Origin of the sequence: Caldimonas sp. (assembly GCF_046291045.1) — a bacterium.
Lineage (GTDB): Bacteria > Pseudomonadota > Gammaproteobacteria > Burkholderiales > Burkholderiaceae_C > Caldimonas.
In genome coordinates, this window is record NZ_JBKBSL010000016.1 from 42,734 (window position 1) to 65,798 (window position 23,065).

Genomic DNA, 23,065 nt, shown 5'->3' on the forward strand with positions numbered 1-23,065 from the left:
AAGGAAGTCCCGGTGTCCGGGCGGGCGCCGCGCCGCGCACGCGCCCCTCGGACAAGCCGTGAATTCTTCCACGTCGGGGTCGTCTGAGCCGGCCGGCGGCGTGGCCGTGGACCGCTGGCTTTTCATCTACTATCGGGTGGCCTCGGTGGACGCAGTGGCGGCCGGCCCGGCCGTGCAGCACCTGCAGTCCCGCCTGCGCCAGCGCTGGCCCGGGTTGCAGGCACAGTGGTTCCGGCGCCCCGAAGAGAAGGACGGCATGCAGACCTGGATGGAGATCTACGCCCGCCCCGGCGGCATCACGGCCGAGGTCCAGGCGCATATCGAGGATGAGGCTCGGTCGCTGGCCCCCTGGTGTCGAGGCCCCCGGCATGTGGAGGTCTTTGTGCCATGTGCCTCGTAGGCTTGGCCATCGACGCGAGCCGCCGCTTTCCGTTCGTGGTGGCGGCCAACCGCGACGAGTATTTCGACCGGCCGGCCGCCCGGCTGGGTTGGTGGCAGCCGGCGCCGGACTCGCCGGAAATCCTTGCCGGACGCGACCTGAAGGCCGGTGGCACCTGGATGGGGCTGACGGCGGCGGGACGGTTCGCGCTGGTGACCAATGTGCGCAACCCGAAGGACATCGACCCGCTGGCCCCGTCTCGCGGGGAGATCGTGCCGCTGTGGCTGCGCGGCGATCTCTCGATGGACCGCTTCTGGATGCAGGTGGGGCTGTCGGGCTATAACGGCTTCAACGTCATCGCCGCCGATTTCTCCGAGGGCGACTGCTTCTGGGGCTCGAATCGGGCGCGCTTTCCGCAGCGGCTGGAACGGGGGGTGTACGGCTTGTCCAACGCGCTTCTCGACACGCCCTGGCCGAAGGTGGAGCGCCTCAAGCAGCGCCTGCGCGGCGCCTTGCGCGAGGCCGACACGGCCGACGGCCTGGCCGATGCCCTGTTTGCCGCGCTGGGGGACCGCACGGTGATCGCCGACGAGTTCCTGCCCAGCACCGGCGTGTCGCTGGACTGGGAGCGCTGGCTCTCGCCGGCCTTCATCCGCACCCCTGATGGGCGCTACGGCACCCGTGCCTCGACGGTGATCATCACCGAGCGGGTGGGTCGCAGGCTGGTGACCCACGTGATCGAGCGGACCTTCAGCAGCGCCCGCGGCCCTGGGGTGGCGCTGCTGCGCCGCTCGCTGCTCAAGGCCTGGCCTCCACGGTCGGCCCGTGCCCGCGGGGCGGTCGAGACCACGCAGGTCTCGGGACGCGCCGGCCGGCCGCAGGCGTCAAGCTTGTCCACCGCGCCATGAGGCGCGCGCGCCTTTATAGCGCCTTGACCATCTCCACGTGGGGAATGCCCACCTCGTCGAACTGCGGACCTCGCGGCACGAAGCCCGAGCGGGCATAGAAGGAGGCGGCCGAGGTCTGCGCGTGCAGCACGGCCTCGCGGTAGCCCTGCTCGCGGGCCGCTTGCATCAAGGCCTCCAGCACGGCGCGCCCGACGCCGCCGCCGCGCATGGTGCGCAAGGCCGCCATGCGGCCGATCTTGGCCACACCGGGCACATGCTCGAGCAGGCGGCCGGTGGCCAGCGGCATGCCGAAGCGGTTGTAGGCCACCGCATGCAGGCTGGTGGCGTCGGCCTCGTCCCACTCCATCTCGGGTGGGATGCGCTGCTCTTCGATGAACACCTCGCGGCGGATCCTCTGGGCGTGCTCGCCCAGGTCGGCCCAGCGTCCCAGCCGGACTTCGATCATGGACTGCCCGGCCTCGAAGGCCTGCAGGACCTCACGCAGGGCCGGGGGCACGGGCTTGGCCGTCTGGTTGTCTGGGTCGGCGAACACATAGATCAGCTCGCCGCTGATGAGATGTTCGTCCTGGCGGAAGAGGCCCAGCGTGAACTGCATCGACGAGTTGCCGATGCGCGTGCAACGGATGCCCACCTCGATCAGGTCGTCATAACGCGCTGACGCGTGGTACTCGACGCTTGCTTTCTTCACGTACAAGTCGCCGCCAAAGGGTTTCAGCGCGTCCGGATACGGCAGCGCCAGGGCCCGCCAGTAGTCGGTCATGGCCGTGTCGAAATACATGAGGTAATGCCCGTTGAACACGATGTGCTGGGCATCGACCTCGGCCCAGCGTACCCGCAGGCGATGGAGGAAGCGGAAGTCACTGCGTTTCATGGGGAGGTCCCGAAGGTGTCGCGCAAGCGCGCGGCGATGGCGGCATGGGCATGGAGGGCTTCCGGCAGGGCCCGTCCCATCTTGATGAAGTCGTGGGTCACCCCCCGGTAGACCTCCAGGTCCACCGGCACACCGGCCATGCGCAGCCGGTCGGCGTAGGCGATGCCCTCGTCCACCAGCGGGTCCGCCTCGGCCAAGCCGACCCAGGCCGGGGCGACGCCGTCGAGGTCGTCGGCCAGCAGGGGGGCGAAGCGCCAGTCGGTGCGCTGGTGGGGCTCGATGTAGTGGTTGAAGAACCAGTCGATGGCCGCTCGCTCGAGGATGTAGCCCTGTGCGAAGCGTCGGTGCGACTCGGTGTCCTGGTGGGCCGTGGTGCCCGGCGTGATGAGCACCTGCAGGGCCAGCTCGAAGCCGGCGTCGCGGGCCAGCAGTGCGCATACCGCCGCCAGGGTGCCGCCGGCACTGTCGCCGCCCACCGCCAGGCGCGTGCCGTCCAGACCCCAGGCCGCTGCCTGCCGTCGCAGGTCCTGCAAGGCGGCCCAGGCATCGTCCACGGCCGTCGGGAAGCGGTGCTCCGGGGCGAGCCGATACTCCACCGACACCACCGCCGCGCCGCTCAGCCGGGCGATCTGCCGGCACAGGCTGTCGTGGGTCTCGATGCCGCCGATGGTGAACCCGCCGCCGTGCAGGTAGAGCATGGCCGGCAGCCGGTGGTCCGAGGCGGCGTACAGCCGCGCGGGCAGCACGGCTGCGCCATGGCCGGCAAGGCGGCGGTCCTCCACGCGCGCCAGGGAGGCACGCGGCAGGTCGAGGATCTCGGCGGCGGCCAGATAGGCCTGGCGGGCCGCAGACACCTCGAGCTGGTGGAACGGCGTGAAGTTGGCGCGGCGGATGCGGTCGATCACGTCGCGCATGCGGGGGGTCAGCAACTGTGCGTCTGCGGGAGGGGTCACGGACGGGAGTGAAGCGGGCTGAGCCGTGCGGCCCTGAGGCAGGTGACGCACAGGTGTCATGGTGCATCCGGATGGTTCCGGGACAATGCCGCAAGGATACTGATTCTTTTCACAGTCCGCTGCCGCCCGGGGGGGCGCCCGAACCATGGCCCTGATCCACTACATCACCCAGATCCAGTTTGATTTCGGCGCGGTGCGCCTGCTGCCCGGTGAATGTGAGCGCATCGGCGTGCGCCGGCCGCTGGTGGTCACCGATGTGGGCGTGAAGGCGGCCGGGGTGCTCCAACGCGCGCTGGACGCCTTGAAGGACCTGCCGGTGGCGGTGTTCGACCAGACTCCGTCCAATCCCACTGAGGCGGCCGTGCGCTCGGCCCGGGCGCTCTACCAGGCCCAGGGCTGCGACGGGCTCATCGCCGTGGGGGGCGGCTCCAGCATCGACCTGGCCAAGGGCGTGGCGATTGCGGCCACGCACGACGGGCCGTTGAAGGCCTACGCCACCATCGAGGGCGGCAGCCCGCGCATCTCCGCGCAGGCCGCCCCGGTGATCGCGGTGCCCACCACCGCCGGCACCGGCAGCGAAGTGGCCCGCGGCGCGATCGTGATCGTCGACGACGGCCGCAAGCTGGGTTTCCATTCGTGGCACCTGGTGCCCCGGGTGGCGATCTGCGACCCCGAGCTGACGCTGGGCCTGCCGCCCCTGCTCACGGCAGCCACCGGCATGGACGCGATCGCCCATTGCATTGAGACCTTCATGGCACCGGCCTTCAACCCGCCGGCCGACGGCATCGCGCTCGACGGCCTGGCGCGCGGCTGGGCCCACATCGAGCGCGCCACGCGCGACGGCCGCGACCGCGAGGCCCGCCGGCAGATGATGAGCGCCTCGATGCAGGGCGCCCTGGCCTTCCAGAAGGGGCTGGGTTGCGTGCATTCGCTCAGCCACAGCCTGGGCGGCGTCGACCCTCGCCTGCATCACGGCACGCTCAACGCGATGTTCCTGCCTGCGGTGGTGCGCTTCAATGCCGGCGCGGACTCGGTGCGTACCGAGGCCCGGCTGGAGCGCATGGCCCATGCGATGGGCCTGCGCTCGCCTGGAGACATCCCCGAAGCCATCCGCGACATGAACGCGCGGCTGGGGCTGCCCAAGGGGCTGGCCGCGATGGGTGTCACGTCCGACCTGTTCGACCGCGTGATCCAGGGAGCCCTGGCCGACCACTGCCACAAGACCAATCCGCGCGAGGCCAGCGCCGAGGACTACCGCGCGATGCTCGAGGCGTCGATGTGAGTCCTGTCCGGCGGGGCTTCAGACCACGCGGGTGATCATCACCTGGTCGATGCGGTAGCTGTCGACGTCCATCACCTCGAAGCGCCAGCCGCCCCAGGTGAGCGCATCCGTGCGCCTGGGGATGCGGCGCAGCATCACCATCAGGAAGCCGGCCAGGGTGTCGTACTGTCCCTGGTGGGGCAGTTCGTCGAGGTCCAGGGCCCGCAGCAGGTCGGGGATGGGCGTCATCCCGTCGGCCAGCCAGGAGCCGTCCTCGCGCCGCACGATCTGTTCCTCGTCGTCGTGGCCCACGAGACTGCCCATCACCGTGCTCATCACGTCGTTGAGCGTGATCACACCCACGACCAGGCTGTATTCGTTGACGATCACGGCAAAGTCCTCATGGGCCTGGCGGAACTGGCCGAGCATCTCCGACAGCGTGAGGCGATCGGGCACGACCAGGACTTTCTTGATCAGCGACTGGCCGCTTTCGCCCTGCAGCGAGATTGGTTCGTTGCGCAGCACGCGCTGGAAGAGATCGGTCGCATCGACGTAGCCCACGACCTTGTCGATGTGGCCGTCGCACACGAGATAGGTGGAATGCGGCTGCTCGACCACGCGGGTGCGGATCAGGGCATCGTCATCGTCGAGCAGGAAGTAGACGATGCGCTCCCGGGTGGTCATTGCGCTTTCCACTGTGCGGGTGTCGAGCTCGAAGACGTTCTCGATTACCTGCTGCTCTTGCTCGGCCAGCAGCCCGGCTTGCGTGCCAGCCTCGGCCATGGCCAGGATGTCATCAGGGGTGATGCGCTCGTCGCGCGACACCGGCAGCCCGAACAGTCGGAACAGCGCGGTGGCCAAGGTGTCGAAGACCCATACCAGCGGTTTGAGCAAACGCATGCACCAACGCATCGGCCCGATCAGCCGTGTGGCGATGCGCTCCGGCTCGATCATGCCCACCCGTTTGGGGAACAGGTCGGCGAAGACCACGAACAGGCCCGTCACCAGCAAGAAGGACAGGGCAAAGCCGACCCGTCCCGAGGTGACGGGATCGAGGAACCAAGCCAGGGCCATGGCGATGTACGGCGTCAACGCCCCCTCCCCCACGATGCCGCCCAGAATGGCCACGGCGTTCAGACCGATCTGCACCACCGTGAAGTAGCTGCCGGGCTGGTCCTGCACGGCCAGCACCTCGGCGGCACGTTGATTGCCTTCGTCGGCCATCTGGCTCAGGCGCAGGCGGCGCGAGGCGGCCAAGGAGATCTCGGCCATGGAAAAGAATGCGCTGACACCGATCAGCAGGACGATGACGATCAGGCTGGCGGTCAGGCCCATCGGTTTTCCTTGGGTTCAGTCGTGCAGTGCGGTTTCACAAAGGATCCAGGGCATCGGCGGGGGCGCCGTGCTCCAGCCATTGTGCCCATTCCGCGGCCAGGCGCTCGCTCTCGTCCACACAGCGCTGCCAAGCCCGGGCCCGGGCCTCGGTGTCGGTGCCGTAGCGCCTGAAGTCGGTGCGGTCGGGCAGTTTGCCGCCGGGCAAGGTGGCCACCCAGGACGGGTCGGGCGCGAGCACCAGGACGTTGTCGAGCGCCGCCGTCGCTCGGTGGCGGTGGCGCAGCGGCTTGTCCAGCCAGCCCGGGACGATGGCCTGCTGGAAATGGGGATAGAGCACGATCCCCTCGCCCATGCTCGGATAGTTCCAGTGCAGGTGGTAGTCGGTGATGCCGCCGTCCCAATAGGCCCCCGGCGGTGCGCCCGCGATGTCGTGCACGGCCTTGAGCACGAAGGGGATGGAGCACGAGGCCAGCAAGGCGGCCTCGAAGTTGGTGGCGTCGAGCACGACGCGGCGGTGACGCAGGTCGGACAGATCCACCGGCAGCGGCTCGCCCGGAGTGGAGAACAGCACCCGTTCCAGCCACAACCCCAGGCCCGGGCGGGCCACGGCGTTGCTCAGCGCAGCGCCGAGGTAGCCGATGGGCGTGCGCAGCCGCCCTTCTCGCCTCAGCACATGGCGGCCGCGCGAGACCACGATGTGCAACCGATAGCGGGGGTGGGCGACGAGGGTCTCGATCTGGCCGTCGAAGAATCCATGCAGTTCCTGAGCGAACACCCGACTGACTTCCTCCGGGGAGGGATAAGTCTTGCCGGGCGGCAGTTCGTAGCGCTGATGGATGTAGTCATGGGCCAGGGTCGCGAAACGGGCCGGGGCCTCGTCGAGCATGCCGGTGGCCATCCGCCAGGCGCCGATCGAGGCTCCCACGAGATGCACCGGCTGGCGCGACGAGGCGAGCCACCGGCCGAAGATGTGGCGGTCCAGGTGGTTCAGGATCAGGCCCTTGGGCCCACCGGCGGCGCCGGCCACGACCCGTACGGCCTGCGGCGGCAGCCCGTGGCGCTCGATGTGGCGGCGCGCGGCCGGTCCGGCGTACAGACGCAAAGACTTCATGGGCAAGAGCAGAGGATGCAAAAAACAAGGCGCGGGAGACCGCGCCTTGCGGGGCTGCGCGAGACAGCCGGCAGATTATCGCGCCTGGGCGGCGATCACGCCGCGTTGCGGGAAGCGCACCTGGGCTCGACCATGGGCGTTGCTGCGCTGCTGGGGCAGGAATGCCCGCCTAGATCAGCGCTTGGACTGCAGTTTCGCAAATGCGGCGGCCATGGCCGACACGGCCGCAGCCGGGTGTGCGCCGCGGCCGACGCCCTGGCGCTCTTGGCGCGATGGGGCTCGGTAGTCGTTGCTAGCGCGCTCGATGCGCCCGCCCGCAGGCGCATCGAGCTTCATCGTCAGCGAAATGCGCTTGCGAGCGAGGTCCACCTCCAGCACTTTGACCTTGACGATGTCGCCCGTCTTGACCACCTCGCGGGCGTCGTGGACGAACTTGCTGGACAGTTGGCTCACATGCACCAGGCCGTCCTGGTGCACACCCAGGTCGACGAAGGCGCCGAACTGCGCGACGTTGCTGACCGTGCCTTCGAGCACCATGCCGGGCTGCAGATCTTTGATGTCTTCGACGCCCTCGTTGAAGCGAGCCACCTTGAAGTCGGGGCGCGGGTCGCGGCCGGGCTTCTCCAGTTCGGCCAGGATGTCCCGGACCGTGATGGCCCCGAACTTCTCGTCGGCGAAGGCTTCGGGCTTGAGGCTGCGGATCACGTCGGCGCGGCCCATCACCTCGGTGATGGGTTTGCCGATGTGCTGAAGCATTCGCTCCACGACGGGGTAGGTTTCGGGGTGCACTCCGGACATGTCCAGCGGGTTGTCTCCGTCACGGATGCGCAGGAAACCCGCCGCCTGTTCGAAGGTCTTGGCACCCAGGCCGGCGACTTCCAGCAGTTGCTGGCGGTTGCGAAAGGCACCATGCGCATCACGCCAGCGCACGATGCTGGCCGCCACACTGGCGCTCAGGCCCGACACACGCGACAGCAGCGGCGCAGAGGCGGTGTTGAGGTCCACGCCCACCGAGTTCACGCAGTCCTCCACCACCGCGTTCAGGCTGCGCGCCAGTTCGGCTTGGTTCACATCGTGCTGGTACTGGCCCACGCCGATGCTCTTGGGTTCGATCTTCACCAACTCGGCCAGCGGATCCTGCACCCGGCGCGCGATGGACACCGCACCGCGCAGGCTCACGTCCAAATCGGGCAGCTCCTTGCTGGCATATTCCGAGGCCGAATAGACGGAGGCCCCTGCCTCGCTGACCACCACCTTGTCGATCTTGGTGCCGGGGGCCATTTGCTGGATGCGCTTGATCAGGTCCGCCGCGAGCTTGTCGGTCTCGCGGCTGGCCGTGCCGTTGCCGATGGCGATCAGGTTCACCCCGTGGGTGGCGCACAGTCGGCCCAGCGTGTGGATGGCGCCGTCCCAGTCGTTGCGTGGCTCGTGCGGATAGACGGTGGCGGTGTCCACCACTTTGCCGGTGTCGTTGACCACGGCCACCTTCACGCCGGTGCGGATGCCCGGATCCAGCCCCATCACCACGCGCTTGCCGGCCGGTGCGGCCAGCAGCAGGTCACGCAGGTTCTCGGCAAAGACCTTGATGGCCACCTTCTCGGCTTCCTCGCGCAGGCGCGAGAACAAGTCGCGCTCCAGGCTGAGGCTGAGTTTGACCTTCCAGGTCCAGGCGACGGTCCTGCGGATGAGGTCGTCGCTCGGCCGCTTGGCATGGCTCCAGCCCAGGTGCCGCGCGATGCGGCCCTCGGCCAGGGTGGGTTGGCCGGGGACGACTTCCTCGTCGAGGACCAGCTTGGCATCGAGGATCTCCAGCGTGCGCCCGCGGAAGACGGCCAGCGCGCGGTGCGACGGCACGGTGCGGATCGGTTCCTCGTAGTCGAAATAGTCGCGGAACTTCGCCACGTCCGGGTGATTCTCGTCCTTGCCGGCCATCAGGCGGGACTGAAAGAGCCCCTCCTCCCACAACCATTCGCGCAGCTTGCCCACCAAGGTGGCGTCCTCGGCCCAGCGTTCGGACAGCAGGTCGCGAACGCCGTCGAGCACTGCATGGGCGTCGGCAAAGCCGGCATCGGCGTTGATGAAGGCCGTGGCCTGCGCCAGCGGATCGAGGGTGGGCTCGGCGAACAGCCGGTCGGCCAGCGGCTCCAGGCCGGCCTCACGGGCGATCATGCCCTTGGTGCGCCGCTTGGGCTTGTAAGGCAGGTACAGATCCTCGAGATCCTGCTTCGTGGGGGCGGTCTCGATGGCGGCCTGCAGTTCCGGCGTGAGCTTGCCTTGCTCGGCGATGCTTTTGAGCACCGCGGCGCGACGCTCCTCGAGCTCGCGCAAGTAGGCCAGTCGCACCTCGAGTTCGCGCAACTGGGCATCGTCGAGGCCTTCGGTGGCCTCCTTGCGGTAGCGGGCGATGAAGGGGACGGTGGCGCCCCCGTCGAGCAGCTCGACGGCCGCGCGCACTTGGGACGGCCGCACCTTCAGCTCGGTGGCAATCTGTTGAAGGATTTTGTCCAAGTCGGTACAGGCTGGCAAAAGGGAAACCCGGCAGTTTGCCACAGGCATTCCTTGCCCCGGGGGGGCACGAGCCGCCCCGGCGTTCAGGCCATCGCCGCTCGCAGTGCGCTGCGCAGCTTCTCGCCGATGTCCGGTCGGCCCTCGAAGGGGTCGCTGGGGTTGCGCCCGAGGACGATGTCTTCCAGGCGCTTTTGCACCATGCCCAAGGCTTGTGGGTGGCTGTAGATGTAGAACTGCCGCGCGCGCACGGCGTCCAGGACCTTGGCCGCCACCTCGGCCGCGGTGACCTTGCCGGAGGTGACGGCCTTTTCGCTCATCGCGCGGGCGATCATCTGGCTGGGGGTGGGAGGGGTCGCGCGGGCCTGTGGGGGCCGGTTGCGGTCCGACTGGTGGATGCCGGTGGGCACGAAGTACGGACACAGCACCGAGGCCGTGACCTGATCGGTGACCAGGCGAAGATCCTGGTACAGCGTTTCGGACAGGCTGACCACCGCGTGCTTGCTGACGTTGTACACCCCCATGTTGGGCGCGTTGAGCAGGCCCGCCATCGAGGCGGTGTTGACGATGTGGCCCTCATAGGCGGCATCGGTGCGGGCGGCCTCCAGCATCATCGGCGTGAACACCCGCACGCCGTGGGCCACACCCATCAGGTTCACCCCGAGCACCCATTCCCAGTCCTGCACGGAATGCTCCCAGATCAGGCCCCCGGCGCCCACCCCCGCGTTGTTGAACACGAGATGCGGAGTGCCGAAGCGCTCGAAGGTGGCGGCCGCGAGGGCCTCGACTTGATCGGCCCGGGAGACATCCACCCGGTGGGCGAGCACCTGGGCCCCCAAGGCCTGTACCTCGGCGGCGGCCAGTTCCAGGGCGTCGGGCTGTACATCGGCCATCACAACGTTCATGCCCTCGCGTGCCGTCAGACGGGCCAGTTCGAGGCCGAAGCCGGAGGCCGCGCCGGTGAGCACCGCAGTCTTGCCTTTGAGTTCCTTCATGCTGTCTCCTGGGGGTGTCGGTGAATGGGTCACAGGGGTGCTGCACGTTGCAGCAGGCGATCGAAATCGGCAGCGGCCGGCACGCTGCCGTAGGTCAGTCCGGGAGGACCGTCCAACCGGGCCGCGACGAAGGCCTCGAAGACGAAGTCGGGGGCGTGTCGGCGCAGCAAGGCGGCCTGCACGGCCAGCGCCAGATCCTGAGCGAGCCGCCGGGCGTCATGCTCATCCACCGCGCCCTGCAGCCGATCGAGCACGCGCGCGCGGGCCGCGTCGCAGACCGGGCCCACGCCGGCCAGCGGCTCGAGTTCGGCGGCGACCGCAGCGGCCACATCGGGGCCAGCGCGCTGCAACACGCGCAGCAGATCCAGCGCCATGATGTTGCCCGCGCCTTCCCAGATGGAATTGAGCGGCATTTCGCGGTAGATGCGCGCCATCAAGCCCTCGCCACCCTCTTCCACGTAGCCGTTGCCGCCCAGGCACTCCATGGCTTCCTGCGCGAAGCCGCTGCCTCGTTTGCAGATCCAGAACTTGGCCACGGGTGTGAGCACACGGCGCATCAGGGCCTCGAAGGGGTCGTCCTGGCGGTCGAAGGCGCGGGCCAGACGCAGGCTGAGCGCCGTGGCGGCTTCGCTTTCGAGGGCCAGGTCGGCCAGCACATTGCGCATCAGGGCATGCTGCACCAGCGGCCGGCCGAAAGCCTGGCGCTGGCGCGCATGGTGCAGGGCCAGCGAGAGGGCCTGTCGCATCAGGCCGGTGGTGCCCAGGGCGCAGTCCAGCCGGGTGAGCGTGCCCATTTCGAGGATCTGCGGCACGCCCCTACCCTCTTCCCCCACCAGCCAGGCCTGCGCCCCGGTGAACTCCACTTCGGAGCTGGCGTTGGCCTTGTTGCCCAGCTTGTCCTTCAAGCGCTGGATGCGCAGGGCGTTGCGCCGGCCGTCGGGCAGCACGCGGGGCAGGAAGAAGCAGCTCAGGCCCGCCTCGGCCTGGGCCAGCACGAGGAAGGCGTCACACATGGGCGCCGAGAAGAACCACTTGTGGCCCACGAGACGGTAGCTGCGTCCCCAGGGGGTATCGGACTCGAAGCTGGCGCGGGTGGTGTTGGCCCGCACGTCCGAGCCGCCTTGCTTTTCGGTCATGCCCATGCCCATGGTCACACCGGCCTTGTCCCGGAAGACCACCAGGCGCGGGTCGTACTCGGTGCTGGTCAGACGGGGAAACCAGTCGGCCAGCACGGCCCGATTGCCCCGCAGTGCGGGGGTGGCGGCATAGGTCATCGAGATCGGACACAGCACCGAGGGCTCGAGCTCGGTGAAGAGCATGAAGCCGGCGGCACGCTCGACATGGGCCCCGGGGCCCCGCGCCCACGGCCTGGCGTGCAGGCCATGCGCGACGGCCGCGCCCATCAGTGTGTGGTAGCTGGGGTGGAACTCGACCTCGTCGATGCGACGGCCCTGACGGTCGTGCGTGCGCAGGACGGGCCCATGCACATTGGCCCAGCGGGCATGCGACTGCATCTCGGCCGAGCCGACCAGGGCACCCAGTGCCCTGAGCCGGTCTTCGGCACCGGCCAGGGCCTCGGCCGGCAGATGTACGGCCAGGCCCTCACGCAGCGGCCGGTTGCCTTCGAAGAGGTTGACGTCTACCAGCGGGGCGCTCTGGTTGACGACCTCATGGGTGACGGTCATGTCGTCCATGGCGTGCCCCTCGTGGGTGAAGCCGACCGGCCTCAAATGAGCCGAACCAACTGCTTGCCGAAGTTGCGCCCTTTGAGCAGGCCGATGAAGGCCTCGGGGGCGCTCTCCAGGCCCTGGGCGATGCTCTCGCGGTACTTCAGCCGGCCGGTGGCCACCAGCGTTCCGAGCTCCTTGAGCGCCTCGGGCCAGACCTCCATGTGCTCGCTGACGATGAAGCCTTCCACGCGCAGGCGCGAGGTGAGGATCATCTGCGGATGCCGCAGCGGGATGGGTTCGCCGTTGTAGCCGGCGATCATGCCGCACACAGCGATGCGGCCGAAAGCGTTCATTTGCAGCAGCACAGCGTCGAGCACCATGCCGCCCACGTTCTCGAAGTGCCCGTCGATGCCGTTCGGTGTGGCCTCGCGCAAGGCGGCATGCAGCGACTCCAGCGTGGGGTGCTGACGGTAGTCGATGCAGGCATCGAAGCCCAGTTCATCCACCACATAGCGGCACTTGTCGGGCCCGCCGGCAATTCCGACCACGCGACATCCGCGGCTCTTGGCGAGCTGACCCACGGCGCTGCCCACGGCGCCGCTGGCTGCGCTGACGGTGATGGTGCCGCCGGAGCGGGGTTCGCAGATCTTCATCAGGCCGTACCAGGCGGTCACACCGGGCATGCCCACGGCGCCCAGGTAGGCCGACAGCGGGATGTGGGTGGTGTCGACCTTGCGCAGCACACCGGGCCGCGTGGCATCGACGACGGCATACTCCTGCCAGCCCCCCATGCCCACGACCTTGTCACCTGCGGCGTACTGCGGGTGGCGCGAGGCCACCACCTCGCCGACGGTGCCGCCGATCATCACCTCGTTCAACGGCTGGGGCTGTGCGTAGCTCTTGCCCTCGCTCATGCGTCCGCGCATGTACGGGTCCAGCGACAGGTAATGGTGCCGGACCAGCACCTGCCCCTCGGCCAGCTCCCCGGACGCCGGCAGCGGCGCCTCGACGAGGCGGAAGTTGTCGACGCTGGGCTCGCCCTGGGGCCGGGACACCAGCAGGATCTGACGATTGACGGTCATGGATGCTTCCTCAGAGCGGTCTCAATCGGAGCCGTCCCCGTCGAGGCGCCGCTGCAAAGGCTTGGCTTCGCGTGCGCCCGTGGGCAGGGCTCTCACATACTTGAATGTGCCGGTGGCGTGCGCCACCAGCGTTCCGTCTTCACGATAGACGCTGCCTTCGCAGAACGCCAGGGTGGCGGTGCGGTGCTGTAGTTTGCCCACGGCGCGCAGGCGGCCCTCGCCGGGGCGCATGAAGCTGGTCTTCATTTCGATGGTGACCACGCCCGGGCCGTAGTGGGCTGCCGGATCGTTGACGCTGCGGGCGGCGTGGGCCATCACGACGTCCAACAGGGTCATCAAGGCGCCGCCGTGGGCCACGTGAAAGGAATTGCAGTGCTCGTCGCGCAAGGCCAAGCCGATCTCGGCCTCGCCATCGGCCATGCGCACGAGTTCGAAGCCCAGGGCCTCGACGAAGGGGATGCGGACGGGAAACTGCATGGCCTGGATCAGCCCCCCGTCAGCGCCGTGACACCGCCGTCCACCGCGAGGATCTGGCCGGTGATGTGCTTGCCCGCGCGTGTGGCGAACAGCAGCGCCGCCCCCTTGAGATCCTCGTCGTCGCCCAGGCGTTGTAGCGGTGCGTGAGCCGCCAGCGTGTCCGCCCCCACGGCCTGGAGCGTGCCGCGTGTCATCTTGCTGGGGAAGAAGCCCGGCGCAATGGCGTTGACCGTGATGCCGTAGCGCCCCCATTCGCAGGCCAATGCCCGGGTGAAGTTGATCACGGCCCCCTTGCTGGTGTTGTAGGCGATGGTGCTCATGATCGTGGGCAGGTGGCCGCCCAGCCCGGCGATCGAGGCAATGTTGATGATGCGGCCCTGCCGGCGCGGGATCATGCAGCGCTTGCCGATGGCCTGGGTGAGCAGGAAGACCCCGCGGATGTTGAGGTTCATCACCTTGTCCCAGGCCTCGATGGGGTGGTCCTCGGCCGGCGCGCCCCAGGTAGCGCCGGCATTGTTGACCAGCACATCGACTGGACCGAGCCGCTGCAGGGTCTCATCGACCAGGCGTTGGATGTCGGCCTCCTTGGATCCATCTGCAGCGATCCAGCGGGCGTCGATCCCGCGGTCCTGCAGGTGGGCGACAGCCTCTTCCAGCTCGGGGGCCTTGCGAGCGCTGAGCATGATCTTGGCGCCGGCTTCACCGAGCGCCTCGGCGATCTGCAGGCCCAAACCGCGGGAGCCGCCGGTGACGAGGGCCACGCGGCCGCTGAGGTCGAACAGCGATGACATGCTCATGATGGGCAGGGTTCTCGAAAGAGGGTTCTCAAACAGGGGGCTCGATCAGAGGGCGCCGGGGGCGGTGGGCGCAAAAGACAGATCCTGCGCAAGATCCACGTCGGCCAGGCCCGGCGCCTGGCTCGGGTAGTCGAGCACCGCGCGCTCGGCGCGCAGCCTGGCCAGCTGCGCCCCGACGGCTTTGTGGTGCGGATGGTTCTGGTAGGCGTCCAGGGCCGCCTGGTCGACAAAGCCCGAGACGAGCACCACATCCATCGAGGCTTCCAGGTCGGAGGAGCGGATACCGACCTCCCACTCCAGGATGCCGGGCACGACGGACTTGCAGGAGTCCAGCAGATCCTTGAACTTCGGGGCATCGGCCGGATCGTGCAGTCGCCACATGACGATGTGTCGGATCATGGTTCGTTCTCCTGGGAGGGGCCTTTCATCCGCGCACGCACGAACACCAGCACCCCGCCAGCGGCTGCGCACGCCGCGCCTGCCAGCATAAACCCAAGGCCCAAGGCCATGGCACGATCGGAGACGAACCACCCCAGCACCGCTGCCAACAATCCCCCATAGATGAGCAGCCAGGCGGCCGCCTCGACCTGCGCCGGGCGCATCACAGCGCCTCGGGCGACAAGTCCAGGCAGGTGCGGTCCCGCGAGGCGACCACGCCCAGCCAAGCGTCGATGCGGGGCAGCTCGTAGCGGTGGAAATAGCGGGCCGCCGCCAGCTTGCCGTCGACGAAGCTCGGTGCGAGCCGGTCTTGGCAGGCCAGTGCACAGCGCGCGACGTCCAGCCAGATCCAGGCCAGCACGACGTGTCCAAAGGCCTGCAGGTAAGGCGTGGCATTGGCCAGGGCTTCGGCGGGCTGCCCGCCGGCCCAGGCCGCGCGCGTGGCCGCGCTCAGACGAGCCAGTGCCTGGCCGAGGGTCTGCGCCGATTCGACCAGTGCCGGGTGGGCGCCGGCGGCGGCGATGCTGGCCTGCATGCGCTGACTCAGCAGCTTCAGCCCGCGCCCTTCGTCCATCAGCACCTTGCGGCCCAGCAAGTCCAGGGCCTGGATGCCGTGGGTGCCTTCATGGATCATGTTCAGGCGGTTGTCGCGCCAATACTGCTCCACCGGAAAGTCGCGCGTGTAACCATAGCCGCCCAGCACCTGCATGGCCAGGCTGTTGGCCTCCAGGCACCACTCGCTGGGCCAGCTCTTGGCGATCGGCGTGAGCACTTCCAGCAGCAGCCTCGCCTCGTCGGCCGCCGCAGGCTCGCCAGTGAGCTGTTCGTCCACCAGGCGGGCGCAGTAGAGCTCCAGGGCCAGAGCGCCTTCGCAGTAGGCTTTCTGGGCCAGCAGCATGCGCTTCACGTCGGCATGCTCGATGATGGGCACGGGCGGGGAGGCCGGGTCTTTTCCGGCCGGCCCCACCGGCCGGCCCTGACTGCGCTGTCGGGCATAGTCCAGCGAGGCGAGGAAGCCCGCGTAACCGAGCATCGTGGCACCCAGCCCCACCCCGATGCGGGCCTCGTTCATCATGTGGAACATGCAGGCCAACCCCCGCCCGGGTTCGCCGACGAGGTAGCCGATGGCACCGGCACCGCCACGCACCGGGAACCGCCCTTCGCCAAAGTTGAGCAGCGTGTTGGTGGTGCCGCGATAGCCGCACTTGTGGTTCAGACCCGCCAGCGCCACGTCATTGCGTTCGCCGGTGAGCCGTCCGTCGGCATCGACCAGCCGCTTGGGCACGATGAACAGCGAAATGCCCTTGACGCCGGGAACGAGCTTGCCATCGGGGCCGGGGATTTTGGCCAGGACCAGATGGATGATGTTCTCGGTGATTTCGTGCTCGCCGCCCGAGATCCACATCTTGTGGCCCTTGAGCCGGTATCGCGGCCCCAGCGGGTCGTCCTGGTAGTCTGACCCATCGGGCACCGCGCGGGTGGCGATGTCGGAGAGGCTGGATCCGGCCTGGGGCTCGCTCAGGCACATGGTGCCGAACCAGCGCCCGGCAAACTCGTTGCGCGCGAAGACGGCCTTCTGCCGAGGTGATCCATGGGCCATCAGCAGGCTTGCATTGCCGCTGGTGAGCATCGCATACGCCCCCATCGACACGCTGGACATCGAGAAGAAGCTGTTGGCCGCCATCTCGACCACACAGGGCAACTGCATGCCGCCGATCTCATAGTCCTGGGCGGCGGCGAGCATGCCCGACTCGACGTAGGCCCGCGCGGCATCGTGCGTGGACTGCGGGAGGTGGACCCGCTCACCGTCGAAATGGGGTTCTTCGGTGTCGGCCAGCCGGTTGTACGGGGCGAACTTCTCGCGGGCGATGCGCTCGCAGGTGTCGAGTACCGAATCGAAGGTTTCGCGGCTGTGGTCGGCAAAGCGCGGCCTGCGTGTCAACGAGGCTGCATCGATCCAGTCATGCAGCAGGAAGTCGAGCGTGGCTCGCATGGTCATGGCCGCCCCCTTCTTCCGAACTCACAGCACCTCGAACACGCCAGCCGCTCCCATGCCGCCACCGATGCACATCGTCACGCACACGCGCCGGGCACCGCGGCGTTTGCCCTCGATGAGCGCATGGCCGGTCAGGCGCTGGCCGCTCACGCCATACGGGTGGCCCAAGGCGATGGCACCACCATTGACGTTCAGGCGGTCCATCGGGATGCCCAGGGTGTCGGCGCAGTACAGCACCTGCACCGCGAAGGCCTCGTTCAGTTCCCACAGGTCGATGTCGTCCATCTTCAGTCCCAAGCGCTTGAGCACCTTGGGCACGGCAAAGACCGGGCCGATGCCCATTTCGTCGGGCTCGCAGCCGGCCACCGCAAACCCGAGGAAGCGTCCCAGCGGCTTGAGACCGCGCTGCTCGGCCAGCTTGGCGTTCATCACCACGCAGGCACCCGCGCCGTCGGAGAACTGGCTGGCATTGCCCGCCGCGATGACGCCGCCGGGCAGTGCCGGACGGATCCCGGCCACCGCCTCGTAGGTGGTGCCCGGGCGCAGGCCCTCGTCGGCACTGACGGTGACTTCCTTGGTGCGCAGCCCCATCACCGGGTCGGCCACGCCAGCGGTGACGGTGATGGGGACGATCTCGTCGCGGAACTTGCCGGCTTCCTGGGCCGCGCAGGCCTTCTGCTGGCTGGCGGCCCCGTACTCGTCCATGCGTTCGCGCGGGATCTTGTAGCGCTTGGCCACCTGCTCGGCTGTCTGCAGCATGCTCCAGTAGATCTCCGGCTTGTGCTGCATCAGCCAAGCCTCGCGGATCATGTGCGTGTTGGCCTCGTTTTGCACGCAGGAGATGCTCTCGACGCCACCGGCCACGTAGACATCGCCTTCGCCGGCGATGATGCGTTGGGCGGCCATGGCGATGGTCTGAAGGCCACTGGAGCAGAAGCGGTTGACGGTGACGCCGCTGGTAGTGACGGGCAATCCGGCCCGCAACGCGATCTGGCGAGCGATGTTGCTGCCGGTGGCCCCCTCGGGCGTGGCGCAGCCCATCAGCACGTCGTCGACTTCGGCCGGGTCGATGCCGGCGCGTTCGACGGCGGCCTTCACGGCATGGCCGCCCAGGGTCGCACCGTGGGTCATGTTGAAGGCGCCTTTCCAGCTCTTGGCCAGCGGCGTACGGGCGGTGGAGACGATCACTGCGTCGGTCATGGCAATTCCTCGGATGTCTTGTAGGGGTGCGGGCAGGCTCAGTTGAAGGTCTTGCCTTCTGCAGCCAGGCGCGCCAGCAGCGCCGCGGGCTGCCAGAACTGCGCGTCGTCGTGGGGGTTCTTGGCGAAACGCTTCATGGACTGCACCACGTTGAACAGGCCCACGGTGTCGGCATAGCGCATGGGGCCGCCACGGAACAGCGGGAAGCCGTAGCCGGTGAGATAGACCATGTCGATGTCCGAGGCTCTCAGGGCGATGCCCTCCTCAAGGATGCGGGCGCCCTCGTTGACCAGAGCAAAGACCAGTCGTTCGACGATTTCCTCGTCGCTGATCTTGCGCGGCGTGATGCCGAGCTCGGCTCGGTGCTTCTCGATCATCTCGACGACCACCGGCGAAGCAATGGCGTCACGCTTGCCAGGCTTGTAGTCGTACCAGCCGGCGCCGGTCTTCTGCCCGAAGCGTCCCATCTCGCACAGCAGATCGGCCGTCTTGCTGTAGCGCATGTGCGGTTTCTCGATGTAGCGGCGCTTGCGGATGTACCAGCCCACGTCATTGCCGGCGAGATCGCCCATGCGGAACGGGCCCATCGCGAAGCCGAAGCGCTCGATGGCCTTGTCCACCTGCTCGGGCGTGCAGCCTTCTTCCAGCAAGAAGCCCGCCTGGCGGCTGTACTGCTCGATCATGCGGTTGCCGATGAAGCCATCGCACACACCCGAGACAACGGCCGTCTTCTTGATCACCTTGGCCAGCTTCATCACGGTGGCCAGCACATCCTTGCCCGTCTTCTCACCGCGGATCACCTCCAGCAGCTTCATGACGTTGGCCGGGCTGAAGAAGTGCATGCCGATCACGTCGGCCGGACGTTTCGTGAACGAAGCGATCTTGTTGAGGTCCAGCGTCGAGGTGTTGGACGCGAGGATGGCGCCGGGCTTCATCACCTCGTCGAGCTTCCTGAACACCTGCTCCTTGACGCCAATGTCTTCGAACACGGCCTCGATGACGAGATCGGCGTCGCGGATGTCGTCATAGCTCAGCGTGGTGGACAGCAGGGCCATGCGCTGCTCATACTTGTCCTGCTTGAGCTTGCCTTTCTTGATCTGCGACTCGTAGTTCTGGCGCATGACGCCCACGCCGCGGTCCAGCGCTTCTTGCTTCATCTCGAGGATGACCACTGGGATGCCGGCATTGAGGAAGTTCATGGTGATGCCGCCCCCCATCGTGCCGGCGCCGATCACGGCCACCTTGCGGATCTCGCGCGTGGGGGTGTCCTCGGGTACATCGGGGATCTTGCCCGCGGCCCGCTCGGCGAAGAAGGCGTGGCGCAGCGCGGCGCACTCGGGTGTGAGCATCAGGTTGAGGAACTGCTCGCGTTCGAAGGCCAGACCTTCGTCGAAGCGCTGGGTGGTGGCCGCTTCCACGCAGTCCACGCATTTGGCCGGTGCCGGAAAGTGGCGCGCCATCGCCTTGACGGTGTTGCGAGCGAACTGGAAGTAACCTGGGCCTTGGGGGTGCTCGGCCTTCAGGTCGCGCACGCGAGGCAGCGGGCGCTGGTCGGCGACCTCCCGGGCGAACGCCAGCGCGCCGGCCAGCAGGTCGCCCTCGATGAGACGGTCGAAAAGCTTTTGGCCGGGGATGCTGGCGAGCAGCTCGCTCTTGACAGCGTCCCCGCTGACGATCATGTTGAGCGCATTCTCGACACCAATCACACGCGGTAGGCGCTGGGTACCGCCAGCGCCGGGCACGAGTCCGATCTTCACCTCAGGCAGAGCCACCTGGGTGCCCGGGGCCGCCACACGGTAGTGGCAGCCCAGCGCCAGTTCCAGGCCGCCGCCCATGCACACGCTGTGAATGGCCGCCACGACAGGTTTGTCGCAGTTCTCGACCATCTTGATCACGCTGAGCAGGTTGGGCTCCTGCACGGCCTTCGGCGATCCAAACTCGCGGATGTCGGCACCACCGCTGAAGGCCTTGCCCGCACCGGTGATCACGATGGCCCGCACGGCCAGGTCGTCCTGGGCGCGCTCCAGGCCGTCGGTGATGCCCTTGCGGGTGTCATAGCCCAGACCATTGACGGGAGGATTGTTCAGGGTGATCACGGCAACATCGCCGTGAAGCTCGTAGCTGGCGCTCATCGGTAGGCCCCTTTTCGGTAGAGTTTCGCGTGAATAGAACGATCGTTCGAGTGTAAGAAACAACGACGCCGGCGCTTTGTCGCCGGCGTGACAGAACAAGGCAATGTGCCGTCGCGGCGCGGCAGCTGAGGGTGCTACACCTCCAGCCACTCCTTGCGAATATAGGCGTTGCCGCGCAGGTCGTCAGGTGTGCCCTCGAAGACGATGCGGCCATGGCCCATGACGTAGCAGCGCGTGGAGATTTCCAGTGCGATGGTGAGCTTCTGCTCCACCAGCAAGACGCTCACGCCGCGGCGCTTGAGCTCGTTGAGGTACTGAGCCACCTGCTCGACGATCTTGGGGGCAAGGCCCTCGGTCGGTTCATCGATCATGATGAGCTCGGGGTCGCCCATGAGCGTGCGGCACAGCGTGAGCATCTGCTGCTCGCCCCCCGACAGCACGCCGGCCTCGGTGTGCTGGCGCTCCTTCAGGCGCGGAAAGAGCTGGTACATGTCGTCGAAGCTCCAGCGCCCCGACTGGCCCTGCTTCTTCTGACCCAGCATCAGGTTCTGGTGCACGGTGAGTTTGGGGAAGATGTCGCGGTTCTCGGGGACATAGCCGATGCCGCGATGGGCGATGTCGAAGGCATGGTGGCCCAGGATCTCTTCGCCCTTCCACTTGATGGACCCCTGCCCGTCGACCAGGCCCATCACTGTCTTGACGGTGGTGGATCGGCCCGACCCGTTGCGGCCGAGCAGGCTCACGATCTCGCCGGGCTTGACGTCCATGTGCACTCCGTGAAGCACATGGCTCTTGCCATAAAAGGCATGCAGGTTCTCGATGTGCAGCATGGTCTCAGGCTCCTGCAGTGGCGGCGGCGGCCTGCTGCTCGGCCAACACCGACCCGAGATAGGCCTCCTGCACGCGCTGGTTGGCGCGCACCGCATCGGGCTCGTCGTAGGCAATCACCTCTCCGTAGACCAGCACCGCGATCTTGTCGGCCAGACCGAAGACAACGCCCATGTCGTGCTCTACCGTGAGCAGGGTTTTGCCTTGGGTGACCTCACGGATGAGTTGGATGAAGCGCTTGGTTTCCGACTTGCTCATGCCCGCCGTGGGTTCATCGAGCAGGATGACATTGCTGCCGCCGGCGATCGTCAGACCGATCTCCAGCGCGCGCTGCTCGGCGTAGGTGAGGTTCATCACCTGGGTGTCGCGCTTGCGGTCGAGCTTGAGCATCTCCAGCACCTCTTCGGTGCGTTCGTTGGCGTCGTCGAGGTCGGCCAGGAACTTCCAGAAGGCGTACTTGTAGCCCATGGACCACAGCACCGCGCAGCGCACGTTCTCGAAGACCGTGAGGCGGTGAAACAGGTTGGAGACCTGGAAACTGCGTGACAGCCCCCGGCGGTTGACCTCATAGGGCTTGAGCCCGTCGATGCGTTCTCCATGGAGCAGGATCTCGCCGCTCGTGGGCGCGAAACGCCCGCTGATCAGGTTGAACAAGGTGGACTTGCCTGCCCCGTTGGGCCCGATGATGGCCACCCGCTCACCGGCGTTCACCTGCAGGCTGGCGCCGCGAATGATCTCGGTCTTGCCGAAACTCTTGCGCACGTCCCGGAGTTCGACAGCAAAGCTCATAGGGCCTCCCGGCGACGGATTTCCAACTCGATCTCCTCCTGGATCTGGTTCCACTGCTGGACGAAGGCTCGGCGCGCGACTTCGAACAGAGACACGCCGGTGACAAGCACGAAGACCGCACCGAACCAACTGTCGAGGCTGTGTGCGTTGAGCGTGGCTCCCATGAACGTCAGCTCGGGGCCCAGCGCCACGTTGAGCTGCATGTGATAGATCATCTCGATCATGGCTGCTGCGCCGGTGATGGCGACAGCGCCGGTGCCGCCCAGGGCCAGGTAGGAGGTCCACAACCGCCGCAGCTTGCCAAAGGCCGCCACGCGCAGGTTCATCATGATCAGGCTGGCAATGCCCCCGGGGGCATACATCACCATGAAGAGAAAGATCAGACCCAGATAGAGCAGCCAGGCGGCTGTCATCTCCGACAGCAGCACGAAGGCCACCACCATCAGGATCGCGCCGATGATGGGACCAAAGAAAAACGTGGCTCCACCGAGGAAGACGAACAGCAGGTAGGCGCCCGACCGGGCCGCGCCGACCACCTCGGCCGTCACGATCTCGAAGTTCAATGCACCCAGTCCGCCGGCGATGCCAGCGAAGAAACCCGAGATGCAAAACGCGATGTAGCGTACGACCTGGGTGTTGTAGCCAACGAACTCCACCCGCTCGGGGTTGTCGCGCACCGCATTGAGCATGCGCCCCAGCGGGGTGCGCGTGAAGGCGTACATCGCGGCCGTGCAGATGAAGGTGTAGACGGCGATCAGGTAGTACAGCTGCACCTGCGGCCCGAAGGTGATGCCGAAGGGCCTGGCGCCTGTCACGCGATCGCCGCTGATGCCGCCTTCTCCGCCGAAGAACTCGGGGAACATCAGTGACATCGACCACACCAGTTCGCCGATGCCCAGCGTGATCATCGCAAACGGCGTGCCGGCCTTTTTCGTGGTCACCCAGCCCAGCAGCACCGCAAAGAACAGCCCCGACAGCCCGCCCACCAGCGGCAGAAGACTCACGGGAAAGCCCGCCAGTGTGCCCGCGGAGATCATGTTGAGGGTGTGGATGGTCAGGAACGAGCCCAAGCCGGAATAGACCGCGTGCCCGAAGCTGAGCATGCCGCCCTGGCCTAGCAGCATGTTGTAGGCCAGGCAGGCGATGATGGCGATGCCCATCTGTGAGAGCATGGTCATCGACAGGCCGCTGGTGAAAATGAGCGGGCTACACAGCAGCACCAGGGCATAGAGCGTCCAGATCACCCATCGCCCAACGTTGTAAGGCTTGAAGTGATAGGTCGGCCGAGGAGACGCCGCGGCGGCGGAGCCAGGGGCATTGATGGAATGCGCTTGCATG

Annotated in this window: 20 protein-coding genes and 1 pseudogene; 3 read left to right on the forward strand and 18 right to left on the reverse strand. The window is 67.4% G+C overall.

All coding sequences use genetic code 11. The features are described from left to right. Window positions 1-58: 58 nt before the first annotated feature. Both ACK4ZD_RS07785 and ACK4ZD_RS07790 read left to right on the forward strand, forming a co-directional pair. Complete coding sequence (locus tag ACK4ZD_RS07785) at window positions 59-400, forward strand: DUF4936 family protein (RefSeq protein ID WP_409660249.1); 342 nt, start codon at window positions 59-61, stop codon at window positions 398-400. Further along, a complete protein-coding gene (locus ACK4ZD_RS07790; RefSeq protein WP_409660251.1) occupies window positions 388-1,287 on the forward strand; it encodes an NRDE family protein in 900 nt (299 codons plus the stop codon). Before ACK4ZD_RS07785 ends, ACK4ZD_RS07790 begins: the two co-directional genes overlap by 13 nt. 13 nt (window positions 1,288-1,300) lie before the next feature. Here the strand turns inward: ACK4ZD_RS07790 and ACK4ZD_RS07795 are convergent, their stop codons facing one another. Further along, on the reverse strand, window positions 1,301-2,158 hold the full coding sequence (locus ACK4ZD_RS07795) for a YbgC/FadM family acyl-CoA thioesterase (protein ID WP_409660253.1): 858 nt from the start codon (window positions 2,156-2,158) through the stop codon (window positions 1,301-1,303). After that, the gene (locus tag ACK4ZD_RS07800; RefSeq protein WP_409660295.1) at window positions 2,155-3,072 is read right to left on the reverse strand and encodes an alpha/beta hydrolase; all 918 of its coding nucleotides are present in this window, start codon (window positions 3,070-3,072) and stop codon (window positions 2,155-2,157) included. The genes ACK4ZD_RS07795 and ACK4ZD_RS07800 overlap by 4 nt, the downstream gene beginning before the upstream one ends. A gap of 184 nt (window positions 3,073-3,256) precedes the next feature. On the opposite strand from ACK4ZD_RS07800, the gene ACK4ZD_RS07805 reads away from it, so the two are divergent. Further along, window positions 3,257-4,393, forward strand: a complete 1,137-nt coding sequence (locus tag ACK4ZD_RS07805; protein WP_409660254.1) for an iron-containing alcohol dehydrogenase — start codon at window positions 3,257-3,259, stop codon at window positions 4,391-4,393. An 18-nt stretch (window positions 4,394-4,411) separates the two neighbouring features. Here ACK4ZD_RS07805 and ACK4ZD_RS07810 read toward each other — a convergent pair whose 3' ends face one another. The 16 genes and pseudogenes from ACK4ZD_RS07810 to ACK4ZD_RS07885 form a co-directional block, all read right to left on the reverse strand. Next, window positions 4,412-5,707 (reverse strand): hemolysin family protein, encoded by a 1,296-nt coding sequence (locus tag ACK4ZD_RS07810; RefSeq protein WP_409660256.1) that lies wholly within the window; start codon window positions 5,705-5,707, stop codon window positions 4,412-4,414. A gap of 34 nt (window positions 5,708-5,741) precedes the next feature. After that, on the reverse strand, window positions 5,742-6,818 hold the full coding sequence (locus ACK4ZD_RS07815) for a phospholipase (RefSeq protein ID WP_409660258.1): 1,077 nt from the start codon (window positions 6,816-6,818) through the stop codon (window positions 5,742-5,744). A gap of 174 nt (window positions 6,819-6,992) precedes the next feature. Further along, window positions 6,993-9,374, reverse strand: coding sequence for a Tex family protein (locus ACK4ZD_RS07820; protein ID WP_409660260.1), 2,382 nt, complete (start codon window positions 9,372-9,374; stop codon window positions 6,993-6,995). A 35-nt stretch (window positions 9,375-9,409) separates the two neighbouring features. After that, a complete protein-coding gene (locus ACK4ZD_RS07825; RefSeq protein ID WP_409660262.1) occupies window positions 9,410-10,318 on the reverse strand; it encodes an SDR family oxidoreductase in 909 nt (302 codons plus the stop codon). 29 nt (window positions 10,319-10,347) lie between these two features. Beyond that, a complete protein-coding gene (locus tag ACK4ZD_RS07830; protein WP_409660297.1) occupies window positions 10,348-12,003 on the reverse strand; it encodes an isovaleryl-CoA dehydrogenase in 1,656 nt (551 codons plus the stop codon). Between the two features lie 41 nt (window positions 12,004-12,044). After that, window positions 12,045-13,070, reverse strand: coding sequence for an NADP-dependent oxidoreductase (locus ACK4ZD_RS07835; RefSeq protein ID WP_409660263.1), 1,026 nt, complete (start codon window positions 13,068-13,070; stop codon window positions 12,045-12,047). A gap of 21 nt (window positions 13,071-13,091) precedes the next feature. Beyond that, complete coding sequence (locus ACK4ZD_RS07840; RefSeq protein ID WP_409660265.1) at window positions 13,092-13,547, reverse strand: PaaI family thioesterase; 456 nt, start codon at window positions 13,545-13,547, stop codon at window positions 13,092-13,094. A gap of 8 nt (window positions 13,548-13,555) precedes the next feature. After that, on the reverse strand, window positions 13,556-14,344 hold the full coding sequence (locus tag ACK4ZD_RS07845; protein ID WP_409660267.1) for an SDR family oxidoreductase: 789 nt from the start codon (window positions 14,342-14,344) through the stop codon (window positions 13,556-13,558). A 126-nt stretch (window positions 14,345-14,470) separates the two neighbouring features. Beyond that, window positions 14,471-14,743, reverse strand: a pseudogene (locus ACK4ZD_RS07850) (Dabb family protein); the annotation flags it as partial. After that, window positions 14,740-14,946, reverse strand: coding sequence for a hypothetical protein (locus ACK4ZD_RS07855; protein ID WP_409660268.1), 207 nt, complete (start codon window positions 14,944-14,946; stop codon window positions 14,740-14,742). The gene ACK4ZD_RS07855 and the pseudogene ACK4ZD_RS07850, both read right to left, overlap by 4 nt. Continuing rightward, window positions 14,946-16,781 (reverse strand): acyl-CoA dehydrogenase, encoded by a 1,836-nt coding sequence (locus ACK4ZD_RS07860; RefSeq protein WP_409660270.1) that lies wholly within the window; start codon window positions 16,779-16,781, stop codon window positions 14,946-14,948. Before ACK4ZD_RS07860 ends, ACK4ZD_RS07855 begins: the two co-directional genes overlap by 1 nt. A 21-nt stretch (window positions 16,782-16,802) precedes the next feature. Continuing rightward, a complete protein-coding gene (locus ACK4ZD_RS07865) occupies window positions 16,803-17,978 on the reverse strand; it encodes an acetyl-CoA C-acyltransferase (RefSeq protein WP_409660272.1) in 1,176 nt (391 codons plus the stop codon). Window positions 17,979-18,016: 38 nt separating this feature from the next. Beyond that, entirely contained in the window at window positions 18,017-20,110 is a 2,094-nt protein-coding gene (locus ACK4ZD_RS07870) for a 3-hydroxyacyl-CoA dehydrogenase NAD-binding domain-containing protein (RefSeq protein WP_409660274.1), read from the reverse strand. Between the two features lie 134 nt (window positions 20,111-20,244). Next, window positions 20,245-20,940: an ABC transporter ATP-binding protein gene (locus ACK4ZD_RS07875; protein ID WP_409660276.1), complete on the reverse strand. Its 696-nt coding sequence runs from the start codon at window positions 20,938-20,940 to the stop codon at window positions 20,245-20,247. A gap of 4 nt (window positions 20,941-20,944) precedes the next feature. Beyond that, on the reverse strand, window positions 20,945-21,727 hold the full coding sequence (locus ACK4ZD_RS07880) for an ABC transporter ATP-binding protein (RefSeq protein ID WP_409660278.1): 783 nt from the start codon (window positions 21,725-21,727) through the stop codon (window positions 20,945-20,947). Beyond that, window positions 21,724-23,064 (reverse strand): ABC transporter permease subunit, encoded by a 1,341-nt coding sequence (locus tag ACK4ZD_RS07885; protein ID WP_409660280.1) that lies wholly within the window; start codon window positions 23,062-23,064, stop codon window positions 21,724-21,726. The genes ACK4ZD_RS07880 and ACK4ZD_RS07885 overlap by 4 nt, the downstream gene beginning before the upstream one ends. Window position 23,065: the final 1 nt, after the last annotated feature.